This window comes from Rhizobium sp. Root483D2, assembly GCF_001426685.1.
Taxonomy (GTDB): domain Bacteria; phylum Pseudomonadota; class Alphaproteobacteria; order Rhizobiales; family Rhizobiaceae; genus Pararhizobium; species Pararhizobium qamdonense.
In genome coordinates, this window is record NZ_LMFB01000008.1 from 126447 (window position 1) to 142867 (window position 16421).

The window sequence follows — 16421 nt, forward strand, 5'->3', positions numbered from 1 at the left end:
AGCGTGCTCCGGCCGATGCCGGTCGATGGAATATATGGAAGCGATGGCATGCGGAAATTACCTGCGCTTTCGGCGATGAAGGTGTTCGAGGTCGTCGGGCAGACACGCAGTTTCACGCGTGCGGCCGAGCTGCTGAACCTCACGCAAAGTGCGGTCAGCCGCCAGGTGCGCAATCTGGAAAAGCAGCTGGGCGAAAACCTTTTGATCCGCCATCATCATGATCTCGAATTGACGCGCGCGGGTGCCGAACTTCTGGCAACGCTGCAGCTTGCCTTTCACAATGTCGAGCAGACAGTGCGCTCGATCATGGAGAAGAGCAACCGCAACCGGCTGCGTATCAACGTGCCGCCGACCTTTGCCAAGCGCTGGCTGATGCCCCGGCTGTCGCGGCTGCGCGAGGCCTTGCCGGAGATCGAGATCAGCCTCAGCACCGATCTCAAGGATACGCTGGCCGAGCGCAGCCTGCTCGATTGCGCCATTCGCTTCGGCGATGGCGAATGGCCGATGCTGCAATCGCGCATCCTGATGACCGAACGGCACATTGCAGTCTGCGCGCCCGGCCTTTTGAGGGCAGCGGAGCGCGGTGGCCGGATCGACCTTTCGTCCTTTACCTTCCTGCATGTGCTGGCCGCCGCCGACCAGCGCTATCTCACCTGGCAGCATTGGCTGGATGCCGCCGGTCTCGGCGGCACCGATGTGCGCGGCGGTATGGAATTCGATCTTCTCGACCTGGTGATCGAGGCCGCCTGCAACGGGCTTGGAATTGCCGTGGTCGATCGCTTCATGGTGGAAAGCCAGCTGCAAAGCGGCCAGCTTGTGCCCGTGCTCGATGTCGAGATCGAGGGCCATGAATCCTACTGGCTGGTTACCCGCACCGACCAGCCTGAGAGCGCCAGTGTCCAGCAATTTCGCACATGGCTGATGAATGAGATCGCGCTGGCTGAAGGCTCCAACGCCGCAGCACAATGAGCAAGGCGAAACATTCGTTTTTGGAATGCTTGGCCCGATAATAAGTCGCTTGCGAACGGGGCCCAAGGTCCCGTCTACTGCGTGAAACAGACTATGTTTCGGGTGGGCTCATGACGCAATATCGCAACTTCATCGGTGGCCGTTTTGTCGATAAGGCCGGCTTGGCTGAGATCGAGGTGCGCAATCCGGCCAATGGCCAGATCTTCACCACGGTTCCGGCCGCAGACGACGCGGATGTCATAGCGGCGGTCGAGGCAGCGAAAAGCGCGCAGAAGCTTTGGCGCAAGCTCGCGGCGATCCAGCGTGGCAATGCCTTGCGCAAACTGGCCGATGCGGTCGAGCGGCATGCCCCGACGATTGGCGAGGCGCTGGCGCTGGAATCCGGCAAGAGCCTTGCGGACGCCATCGCCGAAGCCATCTACGGCGTCGAACTGATGCGCTATCACGCGGAATGGGCGCGCCGCATCGAAGGCGAGATCATCGAAAGCGATACGCCGGATGAGACGCTGCTGCTTAAGCGCGAGCCGATCGGCGTCGTTGCCTGCCTGATCCCGTTCAATTTTCCGATCTATACGCTGGTGCGCAAGATCGCGCCCGCCCTCATCACCGGCAATGCCGTCGTTGTCCGTCCGAGTAACACAACCCCGGCCTCCGCCTTCGCGTTTGCACAAGCGGTGCTGGAAGCGGGTCTGCCGGACGGGCTCGTCAACATCATGACGATGTCGCACGATGTGGCCCGCACCATGTGCACGCATCCGGCCGTCGGCATGATCACGCTGACCGGCAGCGTTTCGGCGGGCCAGACGGTGCTCGATTACTGCAAGACCAATATTGCCAAACCCTCCCTGGAGCTTGGCGGCAAGTCGCCTGTCATCGTCGAGCCCGATGCCGATCTCGACGCCGTGGCCCGCATGGTCCTCGGCGCAAAGACGGCCCATTGCGGACAGGTCTGTACCTCTGCCGAGCGGCTTTACGTCCATAGGTCGATCCACGATGCTTTGGTCGAGAAGCTGCGCCAGGGCTTCGCCGCCCGCCGTTTCGGCGACCGCGCCATTGACCCCGAGATGATGGGACCGCTTGCCAATGCGGCGGCGCGAGCCCGTATTCACGGCATGGTCGAGCGGGCCGTGGCGGAGGGAGCGACAGTTATTGCGGGTGGTGCGATTCCGGATGGCGAAGGCTATTTCTATCCGCCGACCCTGATGACCGGCTGCCGCCAGGAAATGGAGATCGTCCGCGAAGAGGTGTTTGGCCCGGTGCTGGCGGTGTTGTCCTACGAGACGTTCGATGAGGCTTTGGCGCTTGCCAGCGATCACCAGTTCGGGCTCGCCTCGGTGCTGTTTTCGGAAAATTACCGCAAGGTCATGCAGGCGGCGAGCGAGATCGAAGCAGGCGAGCTTTACGTCAACCGTTTCCCGGCCGATCCCTACCAGGGCTATCATGCGGGCTGGAAGAAATCCGGGCTCGGCGGCGATGACGGCAAGCACGGCATGCTCGAATTCACGCAGACGCGGCTTGTTATCCTGAAACATTGATGACCCGGCGAGGAGGAATCACCCCATGAAGATCGCATCGCTGAAAACCCACGTGGTTGCCGTTCCACCACCGCATGTCGGCGGCATGTACTGGATTTTCGTCGAGCTTGAGACGGCCTGCGGCATTTCGGGCGTCGGCGAAATCTATGCGACCTCGTTTCATCCCTCGGCCATGGTTGCGCTGATCGACGATGTCTTCCAGCGCTATCTTCTCGATCACGACCCCCACCAGATCGAGCGTTTCTGGCGGGCGGCCTATTCGAGCGGCTTCACGCAGCGGCCTGATACGACGATGATGGGGATCGTCTCGGGCCTGGAAATCGCCTGTTGGGACATTATCGGCAAGGCTGCCGGCCGGCCGGTCTCCGATCTGCTGGGTGGGACCGTCCACGAAAAGCTGCGCGCCTATACCTATCTCTATCCGAAGAACGCGGCCGGCGACTACGATTACAACGACCCGGATCTTGCCGCCGAAGAGGCCATCCGCATGGTCGAGATGGGCTTCACCGCCGTCAAGTTCGATCCGGCCGGTCCCTACACCAATTATTCCGGCCACCAGCTTTCGATGGGTGTTCTCGACCGTTGCGAACTCTTCTGCGCCAAGATCCGCGAAGCGATCGGCAGCCGGGCGGATATCCTTTTCGGCACGCATGGACAGATGGTGCCGTCCTCGGCGATCCGGCTGGCGCGGCGGCTGGAGAAATACGATCCGCTGTGGTTCGAAGAGCCGGTGCCGCCCGGTCAGGAAGCGGCCATGGCCGAAGTGGCGCGCGCCACCTCCATCCCGATCTCGACCGGCGAGCGGCTGACGACGAAATACGAATTCCAGCGTGTGCTGCAGCTTGGCGCAGCGGCGATCCTGCAGATGAATGTCGCCCGCGTCGGCGGCCTGCTGGAGGCCAAGAAGATCGCCGGGATGGCCGAGGCCTTCTATGCCCAGATCGCACCGCATCTCTATAACGGGCCGGTGGGCGCCGCCGCCAGCATCCAGCTTTCGGCCGCAACCCCCAACTTCCTGATCCACGAAGCGATCATGGATTTCGGCGGCTTCCACGCAGAGGTGCTGAAAACCAAGCTGCAGTTCGACGATGGTTATCTCATTCCCTCGCGCGAGCCGGGCCTTGGCATCGAGCTCGATCTCGATGTGATCGCAAAGCACTCTCCCTATACCGGCGACCGCCTGCACTTGCAGATGGCCGCAACGCCCGCCGATATCAAGGAATTCATGCCCGCCAGGGGCTGAGCCTGAACAGAGACCGTCCATGATCTACGATTTCGTCATTGTTGGCGCGGGTTCGGCCGGCTGCATCCTTGCAAGCCGCCTCAGCGAGAGCGGCCGCTACAGCGTTCTCCTCATCGAGGCGGGCGGCAAGGACACGTCCTTCTGGTTCAAGATCCCGATCGGATACGCCAAGAGCTATTACAATCCCAAGGTCAACTGGATGTATTCGACCGAGCCGGAAGCGGGGCTCGACGGGCGCAGGATCTATGTGCCGCGCGGCAAGGTCCAGGGCGGGTCCGGTTCGATCAACGCCATGGTGTTCGTGCGGGGTGCGGCCGATGATTTCGACGATTGGGAAGCGGCGGGGAATCCCGGCTGGGGCGCTGCCGATGTCCTGCCCTTTTTCAAGAAGCTCGAGACCCATGAAAATGGTGCCTCCCCCTGGCATGGCGGCCATGGCCCGATCCATGTGACGCCGATGCGCGGCATGACCCACCCTGTCACCGATGCCTATCTGAAGGGCTGCGAGGAGTTGCATCTGCCAGCCACCGCCGATTTTAACGGCGCCTCGATCGAAGGTGCGGGGGTCTACGATATCAACACCCGCAACGGCCGGCGCTCGCATTCCAGCGCCGAATATCTGCGCCCGGCGCTGAAAAGAGCTAATGTCTCGATCGCGCACCGTTCCCTTGCGCAAAGGCTGGTTTTTGCGCCGGACGGGCGCGCGGCCGGCGTCGAGGTCCTGCAGGATGGCGTCAAGCGGATATTTTCGGCGCGGCGCGAGGTCATCCTGTCGGCCGGTGCGATCGATACGCCGAAACTGCTGCAACTTTCGGGCATCGGCGATGGAAAAGCGCTTAACGAAAAAGGTATCGAGAGCCGCCGCCATCTGCCGGCCGTCGGGGAGAACCTGCAGGATCATCTGGCGGCAAGCTTTTACTACCGTGCCAACCGGCCGACATTGAACGGCGTGTTCGCAAGCCTGTTCGGCCAGGCGCGGCTGGGACTGCAATATATGCTGACCCGCAAGGGGCCTTTCGCCATGAGCGTCAACCAGGCGGGCGGGTTCTTCCGCGGGTCGCCAGCGCAGGCGCGGCCCAATATCCAGCTCTATTTCAATCCGCTGTCCTACCGCATCCCTGTCGATGCCAGCGCGTCCATGGTGCCCGAGCCTTATGCGGGTTTCCTGATTGCGTTCAATTCCTGCCGCCCGACAAGCCGTGGCCGGATTGCGCTGGCCTCCAGCGATCCTGCCGCCGCAGCGCTGATCCAGCCGAACTATTTATCGACGGAGCGCGATATCACTGAAGTCATCGAGGGGAGCCGGCTGGTGCGGCGGATCGCTTCGGCGCCGTCGCTGGCGGCCATTATCGACGCCGAGGTTTCCCCGTCGCCAACAGCTGCAAGCGACGAAAGCCTGCTCGATTATTTCCGCGCCAATGCCAGCTCGATCTATCACCTCTGCGGCAGCTGCGCGATGGGACCGGATGCGGAGACCTCGGTGGTGGATGCCCGGCTTCGGGTGCACGGGGTGGAGGGCCTGCGCATCGTCGATGCCTCGGTCTTTCCCAATGTCACCGCCGGCAACATCAATGCACCGACGATGATGGTGGCCGAAAAGGGCGCAGCCATGATCCTTGAGGATGCGGCTTGAGACTATGACGACCATGGCCGGCGGCGGATGAAGCCATTTCATCACTCCCGGAGCGACCTGAAACGGAGGACGGATATGCGCTACGGCTTTATCGGACTTGGGCATTTGGGCCAGTACCTGGCGGGCAGTCTCGTGCGCGAGGGTTTTCCGCTCACCATTCACGACCGGGACCGCAGCCGTGCGGAACCATTGCTGGAACGCGGCGCGCTGTGGGCCGACAGTCCGCAGGCGCTGGCAGCCGGCGTCGATGCCGTTATCACCTGTCTGCCCTCGCCAGCGATTTCGCAGGCTGTACTGACGGGTCCGGACGGCATCCTGTCAGGCTTGAAGGCCGGTGGCACCTGGATCGAGATGAGCACGCTCGACCAGAACGATATCGAGAGACTTGCAGCACTTTCGGCTGCAAAGGGCATCCGCATGCTGGAGGCGCCGGTAACGGGCGGCGTCCACCGCGCAGCCGCTGGCGACATCACCGTCATTGCAGGCGGTGACCGCGATCTGTTCGACACGCATCTTCCGGCGCTGAGCGCGATGGGCGGCGAAATCTTTCATGCCGGGCCGCTCGGCAAGGCCGCTGTGATCAAGGTCATCACCAATATGCTGGCCTTCATCCATCTTCTGGCGACCGGCGAAGCGCTGATGCTGGCCAAGAAAGGCGGCATCGACCTGACCGATGCCTTCAACATCATCAAGGCGAGCTCCGGCAACAGTTTCGTGCATGAGACCGAAGGCCAGGTGATCCTGAACGGCAGCTACAACATCAATTTCACCATGGATCTCGCCTGCAAGGACCTCGGCTTCGCGCTCGGTTTCGGTAAACAGTTCGGCGTACCGCTCGATCTCGCCTCGCACACCTTGCAGACCTTCATCCGCGCCCGCTCGACCTATGGCGGCGACGCCTGGTCGTCGCAGGTGGTGAAGCTGCTCGAGGACGCCGTGGGCACCGATCTGCGCGCTCCAGGCTTCCCGGCGGAGTTGTGAGGCTTCCGCTGAAATTGAGATATATCAAGGCACTACACGCTAATTATATGAGTGTATAATTTCTCTTGCAAGATGGCCGCAGCTCGCTATCCTGATTTTGCAGACTGTCCGTCAAACCCGGCGGCGGCGTGAATGACGAGCAGACGATGACGAGAGATCCCCGCTATGACGTGCTTTTCGAGCCGGTGAAAATCGGGCCTCTGACGGCACGAAACCGCTTCTATCAGGTCCCGCACTGTTCGGGCATGGGCTATCGCTATCCCAATGCCGAAGCGCATATGCGGGGGATCAAGGCGGAAGGCGGCTGGGCCGTGATCTCGACGCAAGAGGCGGAAATCCACCCGACGTCCGAGCTGACGCCGGCCAACGAGGCCCGGTTATGGGATGACGGCGATATCGGCGCGCTGTCGCTGGTTGCCGACAAAATTCATGCGCATGGCAGCCTGGCTGCAATCCAGCTGGTTCACAACGGCTTGCACGCCGCCAATCGCTTCAGCCGGATGATCCCGCTTGCGCCGTCGCATGTCATTGGCGACGGGCTGGATCCGGTTCAGGCGCGATCCATGGATAAGTCCGATATTGCCGATATGCGCCGCTGGTACCGCAATGCCGCCATCCGCGCCAAACAGGCAGGCTTTGATATCATCTACATCTATTCCGGTCATGACATGAGCGTGATCCAGCACTTCCTGTCACGGCGGCACAATCATCGCACGGATGAATATGGCGGCTCGTTCGAGAACCGGCTGCGGCTGTTCCGGGAGATTCTGGGCGATGCACGCGATGTGGTGGGCGATACCTGCGCGCTCGCCGTCCGTCTGGCCGTCGATGAACTGCTCGGGCCTTCAGGCATCACCTGCGAGGGCGAAGGGCGCGACATTATCGAAGCGCTGGCCGAAGTACCCGATCTTTGGGACGTCAACCTCTCGAACTGGTCGAACGACAGCCAGACGGCGAGATTTTCAGAGGAAGGCTTTCAGGAGCCCTATATCCGCTTCGTCAAATCGGTGACCACCAAGCCTGTCGTCGGCGTCGGCCGCTATACCTCTCCCGACAGCATGGCACGGGTGATCCGTCAGGGTATCATGGACTTCATCGGCGCGGCGCGGCCCTCGATCGCCGATCCGTTTCTGCCGGTGAAAATTGAGGAAGGACGCATCGACGATATCCGCGAGTGTATCGGCTGCAACATCTGCACGTCCGGAGACAACACCTCGGTTCCGATGCGCTGTACGCAAAATCCGACGGTGGGCGAGGAATGGCGCAAGGGCTGGCATCCGGAAAGGATCGCAGCTTCGCGGACCGCCGATGCCGTACTGATCGTCGGAGGCGGGCCTGCCGGACTGGAAGCCGCGCGTGCGCTGGCGCAGCGTGGTCTGGACGTGACCCTGGCCGAATCCGGCAGGGAATGGGGCGGCCGCGTCAGCCGCGAAAGCAGGCTGCCGGGACTGGCGACATGGGCGCGCGTGCGCGACTGGCGGGTCGGGCAGTTGAAGACCTACCAGAATGCGCAGATGTATCTGCAAAGCCCTCTCTCAGCCGGTGATATCTTGCAATATGGCATTCCCCACATTGCCATCGCCACCGGATCGCATTGGCGCACCGACGGTGCCGGCCGCACGCACTGTCTGCCGCTGGATTATCTGCACGCCGGGGTCACCCTATCTCCGGACGCATTGATGACGGAGGGGGCGAAAACCATCGCTGCGAATGGACCTGTGGTGGTTTTTGACGATGACTGTTTTTACATGGGCAGCGTGCTGGCCGAGTTGCTGGCGGCGGCAGGGCGGACCGTCATTTTCGTGACGCCGGAAGCCCAGGTTTCGCCGTGGAGCAACCACACACTGGAGCAGGCGCGTGTGCAGCGGCGGCTGATCGATCTGGATGTAACGATCATCACCGCCCACTGTCTGTCAGGCCGTAGGGCCGATAGCCTCGAACTGGCCTGCATCTATAGCGGCAAGACGCGCTGGATCGATTGCGCTGCGCTTGTTCCCGTCACGGCCCGCCTGCCCGACGAAACACTCTGGCTGGATTTGACCGCCCGCAGGGAGGAATGGGCGGATGCAGGCATACAATCCGTGACCCGCATTGGCGACTGTCTGGCGCCGGGGCTGATCGCTGCGGCGAACTATTCCGGTCACCAATATGCGCGGGAGTTCGGAACGGAGCCTTCAAAGGATGCCGTGCCATTCAAACGCGAGGACATCGCCATGATCCAGGCAACCGGAGCTGCGGCATTGTCTCTTACATGAAGACGTGATCACCCTATTCAATTCCGGCGCAGCATGAAATGCAGCGAGGCCAGGGCGACGCAGGCTACCGAAACCAGGAAGATGGCGCCGGACATGGCATAGATCACCGGAGAAGCGCCGGAATTCATCTTGCCGAACAGGACCACCGGCAAGGTGTTCTGGCGGCCGGCGAGATAGAAGGCGCGGGTGAATTCGTTGAGCGACAGCAGGAAAGAAAAGATGAAGGCGCTGACGAGACCGGGGCGGATCAGCGGCAAGGTGATATCGGCGAACTGACGCCACCATGTCGCCCCGAGATCGGCTGCGGCGGTCAGGTAGGACCGGCGCACCGCGGCGAAGCTGGTCAGAATAACGATGAAGGCGAAGGGCATCGCCCAGAGAAGATGGCCGGCGATTACCGTCAGGCTCGAGGCCTTGATGCCGCTGCGGGTAAAAACGGCCGACAGCGCCAACCCCTGAATAACCCCCGGCACAAACATCGGCAGGATCACCGTCAAGAACCAGGCCGTCCGCTGCGCCCGCAATTCGAAATAGGCAAGCGCTGCCAAAAGCGACATGCCGGTCGCCAGCACGGCGGTGACGGTTGCGATCATCAGCGATTGCTGCAGGGCTCCGACCAGCGCACGGTCATTCGGCAGTGCCGCATACCAGGTAAGGCTGAGATCCGACAGGCGCGGCAGGCCGGGCTGCAGGGCTGGGTTGAAGGATACCGCGAGCAGATAGAGCGGCGGCGCATAGATGACGATCAGCCCGGCGATGGTGATCGCCCAGAGCAGGATACGGTTGGCCAATCCTTCGCGGATCATCATGGCGACTGATCCTCGAACAGCGAGGCAAGGCCGAAAACACGGTTGCCGATCAGCACGAGACCGAAGATCACGATCAGGACGATGGTGGAGATGGCAAAAGCCAGCGGGTAATTGGCGACGCGCATGACATCGTTGATCATCACCGAGACGATCGACGCACCGGCACCGCCGAGCATTTGCACTTCGGTGGACGAGCCCACCACCATGACGAAGACGAACAGGAACCCCGCAAAGATCCCAGACATTGTCAGCGGCAGCAGAATGCTGGTGAGGCTTTTCCAGAAGCCGGCGCCGAGGTCCTGGGCTGCGGCAAGAAAGGTTGGATCGACGCGGCGCATCGACAAGAGGATCGGAAAGGTCGCAAACGGCAAATAGGACGCGACAAGCCCGACGACGACGGCAAAATTGCTGAACAGGAGCCAGTCGAGCGGTGCGCCGATGATCCCCAGATCCTGCAGCCAGGTGTTGAGCACGCCGGTGCGGCCCAGGACCAGACGCCAAGAGAAGGACCGGATCAGATAGGATGTGAAGAAGGGAATGGTGATCAGGGCCAGAAGCAGGATGCTGAGCCTTCTGCCAGCAAGGAAATGCACGGCGTAGGCGGTCGGATAGGCGATGAGCAGGCAGAGCAGCGCGGTGCCGAAGGCCTTGACCAGGGTCGAGATGATGACCGTCCAGCGCCCGGCCTCCAATATGCCGGCATAGCCTGTGAGGCTGAGGTCCGGCTTGATCCAGTATGTCGAGGGATCCCAGCTCCAGAAACTCCAGACGACGACGATGGTCAGCGGCACCAGTCCCAGCGCCAGGATCACCAGGAGCGGCGGCGTGATCAGAACAGGTGAAATGGGCAGGCGCGATCCGGTCATGCTGGTCCTTTGAGGGTGGAGGCAGCGGCAAGCGAACCTGCCACTGCCAGGGATCGGTCTCAGGCGTTGCGCAGCTTCTGCCACCATTCTTCGTAAAGCTGGAAATTATCCGGCCGGGCATTCTGCCAGTAGATCTTGCCGGCAAATTTCGCCTTCACATGCTCGGCCAGCTTCTCGACCTCTTCCGGCTTGTATTCGTCCGGGTGGGCCTTGGCATAGACAACATTGTTGTCGGTCGGCACCAGATAGCCGCGCGCCTGGCCGAGTTCGCAACCGTAGAAGCCGCCAAGCAGGCCATCGACGAACTTGTGCGCGGTATCGGCAACACCGCGGTCGCCGGCACCTTTGAGCAGGACCATATTGTTGCCCCAGCCCTCGTAGCCTTCGACGGGTGCTGCATATTCCACCTGCAGTCCGCGTTTGCGGCCCTCATAGACGATCGGCTCCCAGCCGGTCATCGCATCCACTTCCTGATCGGCCACCAGCTGGACGCCCTGCTCCCAACCGTTCCAGAACGTACGGAACTGGCCGTCGGACTTGTGCTTGATCAGGAATTCCATCACCAGGCCGAGTTCGGATTCCGACAGATTGCCGGGGTCGGCGATCGGCTGGTTTTCGCTTTCCTTGAGATACATCGCGGTGAAGATGGCGCTGTTGATCCAAGCATCCTCCATCGCCACGCGGCCCTTCAGTTTCGGATCGAAGATCGCGCCATAGCTGTCGATCTTGCCGAGCTTGTCGGGCCGGTAGATGATCGAGTCGGCATTGACGACGGCCGGAATGCCGTACTGCTTGCCCTCATGCTTGAGATAGGGAATATCCTTGGCCCATTGCCAAAGGCTTTCGTAGTTGGGGATCTTGGCCGTATCCCAGGGGATGATTACGCCCTGACGCGCCAGTTCCTTTTCAGCACCGCCCTGAAAGCCGCCGATATCGAAGAGATCATTGGCATTGCCGGCGGCAAGCCGGGCAATGACCGGGCCGAGATCGTTGCCATTATCGGTGAATTCCGGCGTCACACCGGCCTGCTTGGCAAATTCCGGCCATTTCTCGCCGATATCCAGCGTCGCCGTCGCCCAAAACGCGACTGTTGCTGCATCCTGGGCCGCAAGGCGCGAGGCAAAACCCAGGCCGCCGGCAGACAGCGCGATCCCGCCTGCCCCCATCAGCTTGAGGAAGTCACGCCGTTGCACATTGCTGTGTGCCCGGGGTGAAAATGGTCTGCTATGCTTGGTCATGATCATTCCCCTTTTTGGTTTTGGCATGCGATTGATCAGTCGGTGGTCGCGTTATCCCGCCGGTAATCCTGCATTGGAAATCAGCACGGCCGCATCGGGCTTCAGCCCGACAGGAACCTGCTGCCCCGTGGAAAGCTGGCCGATATCGGCATCAGCCTCGATGGCGATCACCAATGTCTGGCCGTCGGCAAAGGCCAGTTTCAGATCGCGATGCAGGCCACAGAACGTCGTTTCGACGACCGTCAGGATCAGCGCATGCGGCGCTCCCTGCGGCGCGAGAAACAACCGGTCGGGCCGGATCGCAATGACGCTTCCAACAGCATCGGCGGCGCCTTGTGCGCGCACCGGCAACGTCTGGCCAGCGACCGTTGCTTCCGTTTTTCCGGCGTTTACGGCGACCGTTTCCGGCCGCAACAAGGTGTCGATCCCGACGAAGCGGGCGACGAAAGCGTTGGCGGGCGCTTCGAAGAAACGGGCGGGTGCATCCACCTGCTCGATACGGCCCCGGTGCATGACGGCCATGCGGTCAGACAGGCTAAGCGCCTCGTCCTGATTGTGCGTGACCAGAATGAAGGTAGCACCCGTTCGCTTGTGCAGCCGTCCGAATTCGTCACGCATCTGTTGGCGCAGGCGCTCATCAAGCCCGGTCAGCGGCTCGTCGAGCAGAAGAATGCCCGGTTCCATCACCAGCGCCCGTGCAAGCGCCACGCGCTGCCGCTGGCCGCCGGACAGGAGATTGACGTCGCGCGGGCCGAAGCCGGAAAGTTCGACCAGATCGAGCGCATCGCTGATTTTCGTGTCCAGTGACGCCCCGGACAGTCCCTTCAGGCGAAGGCCATAGCCGACATTCTGCGCGACGGTCATGTGCGGAAACAGCGCAAGGCTCTGGAACACCGTATTGACCGGCCGTTTGTTGGCTGGCAGATCGCCGACATCCTTGCCGTCGAAGGCGACGCGTCCGGATGTCTGCCGGTCAAAACCGCCGATGAGCTTCAAAAGCGAACTTTTCCCGCAGCCGGATGATCCGAGCAGGGTGAAGAACTCGCCGGCCTTGATATCGAGGGTTACGTTATCGAGCGCTTTGACCGGTCCATATTCCCGGGTGACAGCATCGATCTGGATCGATATCGCCATATTACCCCGCCTTGCCACTGTTTTCGCGGATGATCAGGATACCCGTATCCGTCACTTCAAGCACCTGGTTTTCCAGAACGAGTGTCGTTGCCGTTGCCTCCTCCACGATCATCGGACCCTCAAACATCTGCCCCGCGCCCAGGAGGCCGCGCTGATAGACCGGGCATGAAACCCAGCCGAGTGCCGCACCGAAATAGACGTCCCGGCGGGCTGTCGCCTCTGCCCTGATACCAGTACCGGTTGCAGGCAGCGACGGCAAGGTGATCACGGGACCATTCAGCACCGCCTCGAGATGCAGGGTGGTGATTTCGATACCGGCATTGGCGAGACGGAACGAATAGGCCCGCTCATGCGCCGCATGAAAACGCTCGGCAAAACTTTGTGCGTCGTCATGGCGATCGAACTGGGCGAACACGCCATGCTCCTGCCCGCGGTAGCGGGCTTCGACCTGGTAGGTGAAGCGGATATCCGCATCGTGACCCTTGGCGAAATAGGCGACGGCCTCGGCTTCCAGCCCGTCGAATTTTGCCGACAGCTCGCCGAGTGCCTCTGCCGTCAGGGCTGAAAACCAGGTGCTGCGGAAATCGGCGCGGGGTTCGGCTGCCAGCATGCCCCAGGCGGAAAAAATACCCGGATGCGGCGGGATGACCGTCGCCTTGACGCTGAGGTCCCGGCCAAGCCGGGTGGCGAGCGCCGGTCCGGCCCCGCCGCTGACGACAAAAGCCGCATCGCGCGGATCGTGGCCGCGCTGTACCGTCACCAGCTTCAGGGCATTGATCATGCTGGCATGCGCGATGTCGATGATGGCGATCGCCGCATCCTCGATGCTGATACCCAGCGGGGTGGCGACGGTGGCGATCGCATCGGCCGCCTTCTGCTTGTGCAGATGCATGCTGCCGCCGGCAAAGGTGGCCGGATCGAAGATGCCGACGGTCAAAATGGCATCCGACAATGTCGGCTTTTTGCCGCCATGCCCGTAGCAGGCCGGTCCGGGCGTGGAGCCGGCACTTTCGGGGCCGACGCGCAAGGCGCCCCGGTCGTCCAGCCGGGCGATGGACCCGCCGCCGGAGCCGATCTCGACAATATCCACCACCGGCACCTGCACGGGATGTCCGGGGCGGATGCGGGTATGTTCCAGCTTGTAATCGACATTCAATGTCGGGCGTCCGTCATGGATCAGCGAGCACTTGGCCGTGGTGCCACCGACATCCAGCGACAGGACCTCGCTTTCACCGAGCGCTTCCCCGATCCTCGCTGCACCTGCAACGCCGCCTGCGGGACCGGATTCGACGAGCGTCAGCGGGCTGTCGACCGCCTGGTCGAATGTCGAGATGCCGCCGTTGGACTGCATCGCGTAATAGGGGCAGGTCAGGCCGCGCTTGATCAGCGCTTCTTCCAGCCGCTCGAAATAATATTGGATGATCGGCTGGACATAGGCATTCAGCACCGCCGTGTTGGTGCGCTCATACTCCCGCCATTGCCGCGAGACGGCATGGCTGGCGCACACCGTGACCTCGGGAAGCGCATCCGCCAGAATGCCGGCACACAGGATCTCATGCTCGGGATTGGCATAGCTGTGAAGGAACAGGATGGCGATCGCCTCGATCTTTTCCTCCTTGCAGCGGGCAATGATCGGCCGCAGGTCATCCAGTTCGAGCGGCTGGACGATATGCCCGGAGGCATCGAGACGTTCGCGCACTTCGAAGCGCAATTCCCGGGGAACGAAAGGCTCCGGACTGTGGAACTGCAAATTGTAGAGATCGGGGCGGTTGCCCCGGCCGATCTCCAGCACGTCGCGGAAGCCTGCCGTGGTCACCAGCGCCGTGCGCACGCCCTTGCGCTCGGTAATGGCATTGATCACGGTCGTGCCGCCATGGGCAAAGAAGGTGACGTCACGCGTTCGAAGCCCGCATTTCTCTTCAGCCGAAGAGATGGCATTGAGCACGCCTCTCGATTGATTCTTGACGGTTGTCAGGCTCTTTGCCGTGAACAGTTCGCCGCTGCGTTCGTCATATCCGACAAGATCGGTGAAAGTACCGCCGACATCGGTTGCCAGTCTGATCATCCTGAAACCTCCGTGTTGTATCCGTAAAGACTTGACGCCTGTGCCTTGGTCAGAAAGCCGTTGCGCAGATCCTGCTCGATCAGCAATGGCTCGCGCTTGCACGGTTCACCCCAACCGCCGCCGCCGCCGGTAATGACGCGCAACACGTCGCCCTTGTTGAGATCGATATGCGCCACGCGGCCGTAGGTCCGGACCGCTCCGCCCTGGACCGGTGCGATCTGCAAGGCATTGACCGTCCCCTGCCCGCCGCCGTCCATGCCCCATGGCTGTGTCGCCGTTCGCCCGAAGCTGCCATAGGCCGATGCGCCCGTGCCGAGGATTTCGTATTCGCGCACGATACCGAAGCCGCCGCGCCGGCGCCCGGCGCCCGTTCCACCCTCGACATTGAAGCCGTAGCGCATGACCCTGAGCGGGAACCGCGCCTCGATGACTTCGACGGAATAATTGTAGGTATCGCCATCGGTCAGCGCGATCAGTGCGCTGGCGCCATCCCGGTGCTCGCTGGCGCCCCAGCCGCCATGTTGCGGCTCGATGTGAATGAACGGCTGGCCGCTGCGGTCCTTGCCGGAAATATAGACGACGCAGAGACTGGAGTAGGACCCGGCGGAAAATCGCGACGGTATCAACGGTGCGAGCGCCTTCCAGACCAGCTCCGATGCGTGCACCGATCCCTCGTAATACCAGCCGGTCGGGGACGGTTTTTCGGCGGTGAAGATGGTGCCAGACGGTGCGATGACCGTCAGCGGCCGGAACCAGCCTTCGTTGGATGGGTCCTGAGGGCCGACCATCGCCTTGACGATGGTTCTGACGGCCGACTGCAATGCACCCCGCGCGCAGTTGATCGGCCCGGCAACTGCCGGCGGGCAGCCGGTAAAATCGATCGTGATGCCGTCGCCCTCAATGGTCACCGCCACCTGGACATGGATCGGCTCCTTGCTGACGCCGTCTCCGTCGATAATATCGGTTGCCGTGTAGTGGCCGTCTGGAAGGGCTGAGATCGCAGCCCGGCTGCGGGTCTCGCTGGCGTTCAAGAGGTTGGCAAAGGCGGCATGAACGATAGGCGCGCCATACTTGCCCGCCAGCTCCGCCATGCGGCGACCGGCAACCCTGACGGTTGCGACCTGCGCATTGAGATCGCCGAGGGCGACGTCGGGCAGGCGGACATTCTCGCTGATAATGTGCAGGATTTCATCGGAGAACACGTCGGCGCGGACGATCTTGACGCCTGGCAGCCGCAATCCTTCCTGGAACACCGATGTGGCATCCGGCGCAAGGCTGCCCGGAACCGATCCGCCGACATCGAGATAATGGGCGACGTTGATGGCATAGGCGAGGATTTCTCCATCGACGAAGAGCGGCTTGACGATTGCAAAATCGCAGGCATGGGTGCCGCCCGCATAGGGGTCGTTGGACAGCAGGATGTCGCCATCGGCAAGATTGCCGCCGAATTTTCCAATCAGCGATTTCACCTGCACGCCGAACGTGCCGGTAAACAGCGTGATGCCGTTCATCTGGGCAACAAGTTCGCCTTCTGCGGTGAGGAGACCGCAGGCAAAATCGAGCACTTCATAGATGACCGGGCTCATGCTGGTGCGGGCCATGACAATGCCCATCTCATCGACGGTCGCCATCAGCTTGCCCTCGATGATTTCCTGGGTCACAGGATCGACACGTCGCCCGCCGGTGGTCATCG

At 61.9% G+C, this 16421-nt stretch carries 12 protein-coding genes; 6 read left to right on the top strand and 6 right to left on the bottom strand.

Annotated elements, in window-relative coordinates; all coding sequences use genetic code 11:
- Positions 1–48 precede the first annotated feature (48 nt).
- The 6 genes from ASD32_RS06495 (at position 49) to ASD32_RS06520 (ending at position 8616) form a co-directional block, all read left to right on the top strand.
- A complete protein-coding gene (locus ASD32_RS06495; RefSeq protein ID WP_060637241.1) occupies positions 49–969 on the top strand; it encodes a LysR substrate-binding domain-containing protein in 921 nt (306 codons plus the stop codon).
- Positions 970–1079: 110 nt separating this feature from the next.
- Positions 1080–2504: an aldehyde dehydrogenase gene (aldA, locus tag ASD32_RS06500; protein WP_060637200.1), complete on the top strand. Its 1425-nt coding sequence runs from the start codon at positions 1080–1082 to the stop codon at positions 2502–2504.
- A 25-nt stretch (positions 2505–2529) separates the two neighbouring features.
- Positions 2530–3747, top strand: coding sequence for a mandelate racemase/muconate lactonizing enzyme family protein (locus ASD32_RS06505; protein WP_060637201.1), 1218 nt, complete (start codon positions 2530–2532; stop codon positions 3745–3747).
- 19 nt (positions 3748–3766) lie between these two features.
- On the top strand, positions 3767–5380 hold the full coding sequence (locus tag ASD32_RS06510; protein ID WP_060637202.1) for a GMC family oxidoreductase N-terminal domain-containing protein: 1614 nt from the start codon (positions 3767–3769) through the stop codon (positions 5378–5380).
- 75 nt (positions 5381–5455) lie between these two features.
- Complete coding sequence (locus tag ASD32_RS06515; protein WP_060637203.1) at positions 5456–6361, top strand: NAD(P)-dependent oxidoreductase; 906 nt, start codon at positions 5456–5458, stop codon at positions 6359–6361.
- 146 nt (positions 6362–6507) lie between these two features.
- On the top strand, positions 6508–8616 hold the full coding sequence (locus tag ASD32_RS06520) for an NAD(P)-binding protein (RefSeq protein ID WP_060637242.1): 2109 nt from the start codon (positions 6508–6510) through the stop codon (positions 8614–8616).
- A 17-nt stretch (positions 8617–8633) separates the two neighbouring features.
- Here the strand turns inward: ASD32_RS06520 and ASD32_RS06525 are convergent, their stop codons facing one another.
- Genes ASD32_RS06525 through ASD32_RS06550 form a run of 6 tightly spaced genes read right to left on the bottom strand, consistent with a single transcriptional unit; the run spans position 8634 to position 16419 of the window.
- Positions 8634–9425, bottom strand: a complete 792-nt coding sequence (locus ASD32_RS06525) for an ABC transporter permease (protein ID WP_060637204.1) — start codon at positions 9423–9425, stop codon at positions 8634–8636.
- Positions 9422–10291, bottom strand: a complete 870-nt coding sequence (locus tag ASD32_RS06530) for an ABC transporter permease (RefSeq protein ID WP_060637205.1) — start codon at positions 10289–10291, stop codon at positions 9422–9424. Before ASD32_RS06530 ends, ASD32_RS06525 begins: the two co-directional genes overlap by 4 nt.
- 59 nt (positions 10292–10350) lie before the next feature.
- Positions 10351–11529: an extracellular solute-binding protein gene (locus ASD32_RS06535; protein ID WP_060637243.1), complete on the bottom strand. Its 1179-nt coding sequence runs from the start codon at positions 11527–11529 to the stop codon at positions 10351–10353.
- A gap of 51 nt (positions 11530–11580) precedes the next feature.
- Positions 11581–12663 carry an ABC transporter ATP-binding protein gene (locus ASD32_RS06540; RefSeq protein WP_060637206.1) on the bottom strand — a complete coding sequence of 361 codons (1083 nt, stop codon included), beginning with the start codon at positions 12661–12663 and terminating at the stop codon, positions 11581–11583.
- A gap of 1 nt (position 12664) precedes the next feature.
- Entirely contained in the window at positions 12665–14728 is a 2064-nt protein-coding gene (locus ASD32_RS06545) for a hydantoinase/oxoprolinase family protein (RefSeq protein ID WP_060637207.1), read from the bottom strand.
- Positions 14725–16419, bottom strand: a complete 1695-nt coding sequence (locus tag ASD32_RS06550) for a hydantoinase B/oxoprolinase family protein (RefSeq protein ID WP_060637208.1) — start codon at positions 16417–16419, stop codon at positions 14725–14727. The genes ASD32_RS06545 and ASD32_RS06550 overlap by 4 nt, the downstream gene beginning before the upstream one ends.
- Positions 16420–16421: the final 2 nt, after the last annotated feature.

Coding starts and splice junctions, on each gene's coding strand:
- ASD32_RS06505 (WP_060637201.1), top strand. CDS start 2,530: ATGAAGATCGCATCGCTGAAAACCCACGTGGTTGCCGTTCCACCACCG.
- ASD32_RS06510 (WP_060637202.1), top strand. CDS start 3,767: ATGATCTACGATTTCGTCATTGTTGGCGCGGGTTCGGCCGGCTGCATC.
- aldA (WP_060637200.1), top strand. CDS start 1,080: ATGACGCAATATCGCAACTTCATCGGTGGCCGTTTTGTCGATAAGGCC.
- ASD32_RS06520 (WP_060637242.1), top strand. CDS start 6,508: ATGACGAGAGATCCCCGCTATGACGTGCTTTTCGAGCCGGTGAAAATC.
- ASD32_RS06540 (WP_060637206.1), bottom strand. CDS start 12,663: ATGGCGATATCGATCCAGATCGATGCTGTCACCCGGGAATATGGACCG.
- ASD32_RS06535 (WP_060637243.1), bottom strand. CDS start 11,529: ATGACCAAGCATAGCAGACCATTTTCACCCCGGGCACACAGCAATGTG.
- ASD32_RS06530 (WP_060637205.1), bottom strand. CDS start 10,291: ATGACCGGATCGCGCCTGCCCATTTCACCTGTTCTGATCACGCCGCCG.
- ASD32_RS06495 (WP_060637241.1), top strand. CDS start 49: ATGCGGAAATTACCTGCGCTTTCGGCGATGAAGGTGTTCGAGGTCGTC.
- ASD32_RS06515 (WP_060637203.1), top strand. CDS start 5,456: ATGCGCTACGGCTTTATCGGACTTGGGCATTTGGGCCAGTACCTGGCG.
- ASD32_RS06545 (WP_060637207.1), bottom strand. CDS start 14,728: ATGATCAGACTGGCAACCGATGTCGGCGGTACTTTCACCGATCTTGTC.
- ASD32_RS06525 (WP_060637204.1), bottom strand. CDS start 9,425: ATGATGATCCGCGAAGGATTGGCCAACCGTATCCTGCTCTGGGCGATC.
- ASD32_RS06550 (WP_060637208.1), bottom strand. CDS start 16,419: ATGACCACCGGCGGGCGACGTGTCGATCCTGTGACCCAGGAAATCATC.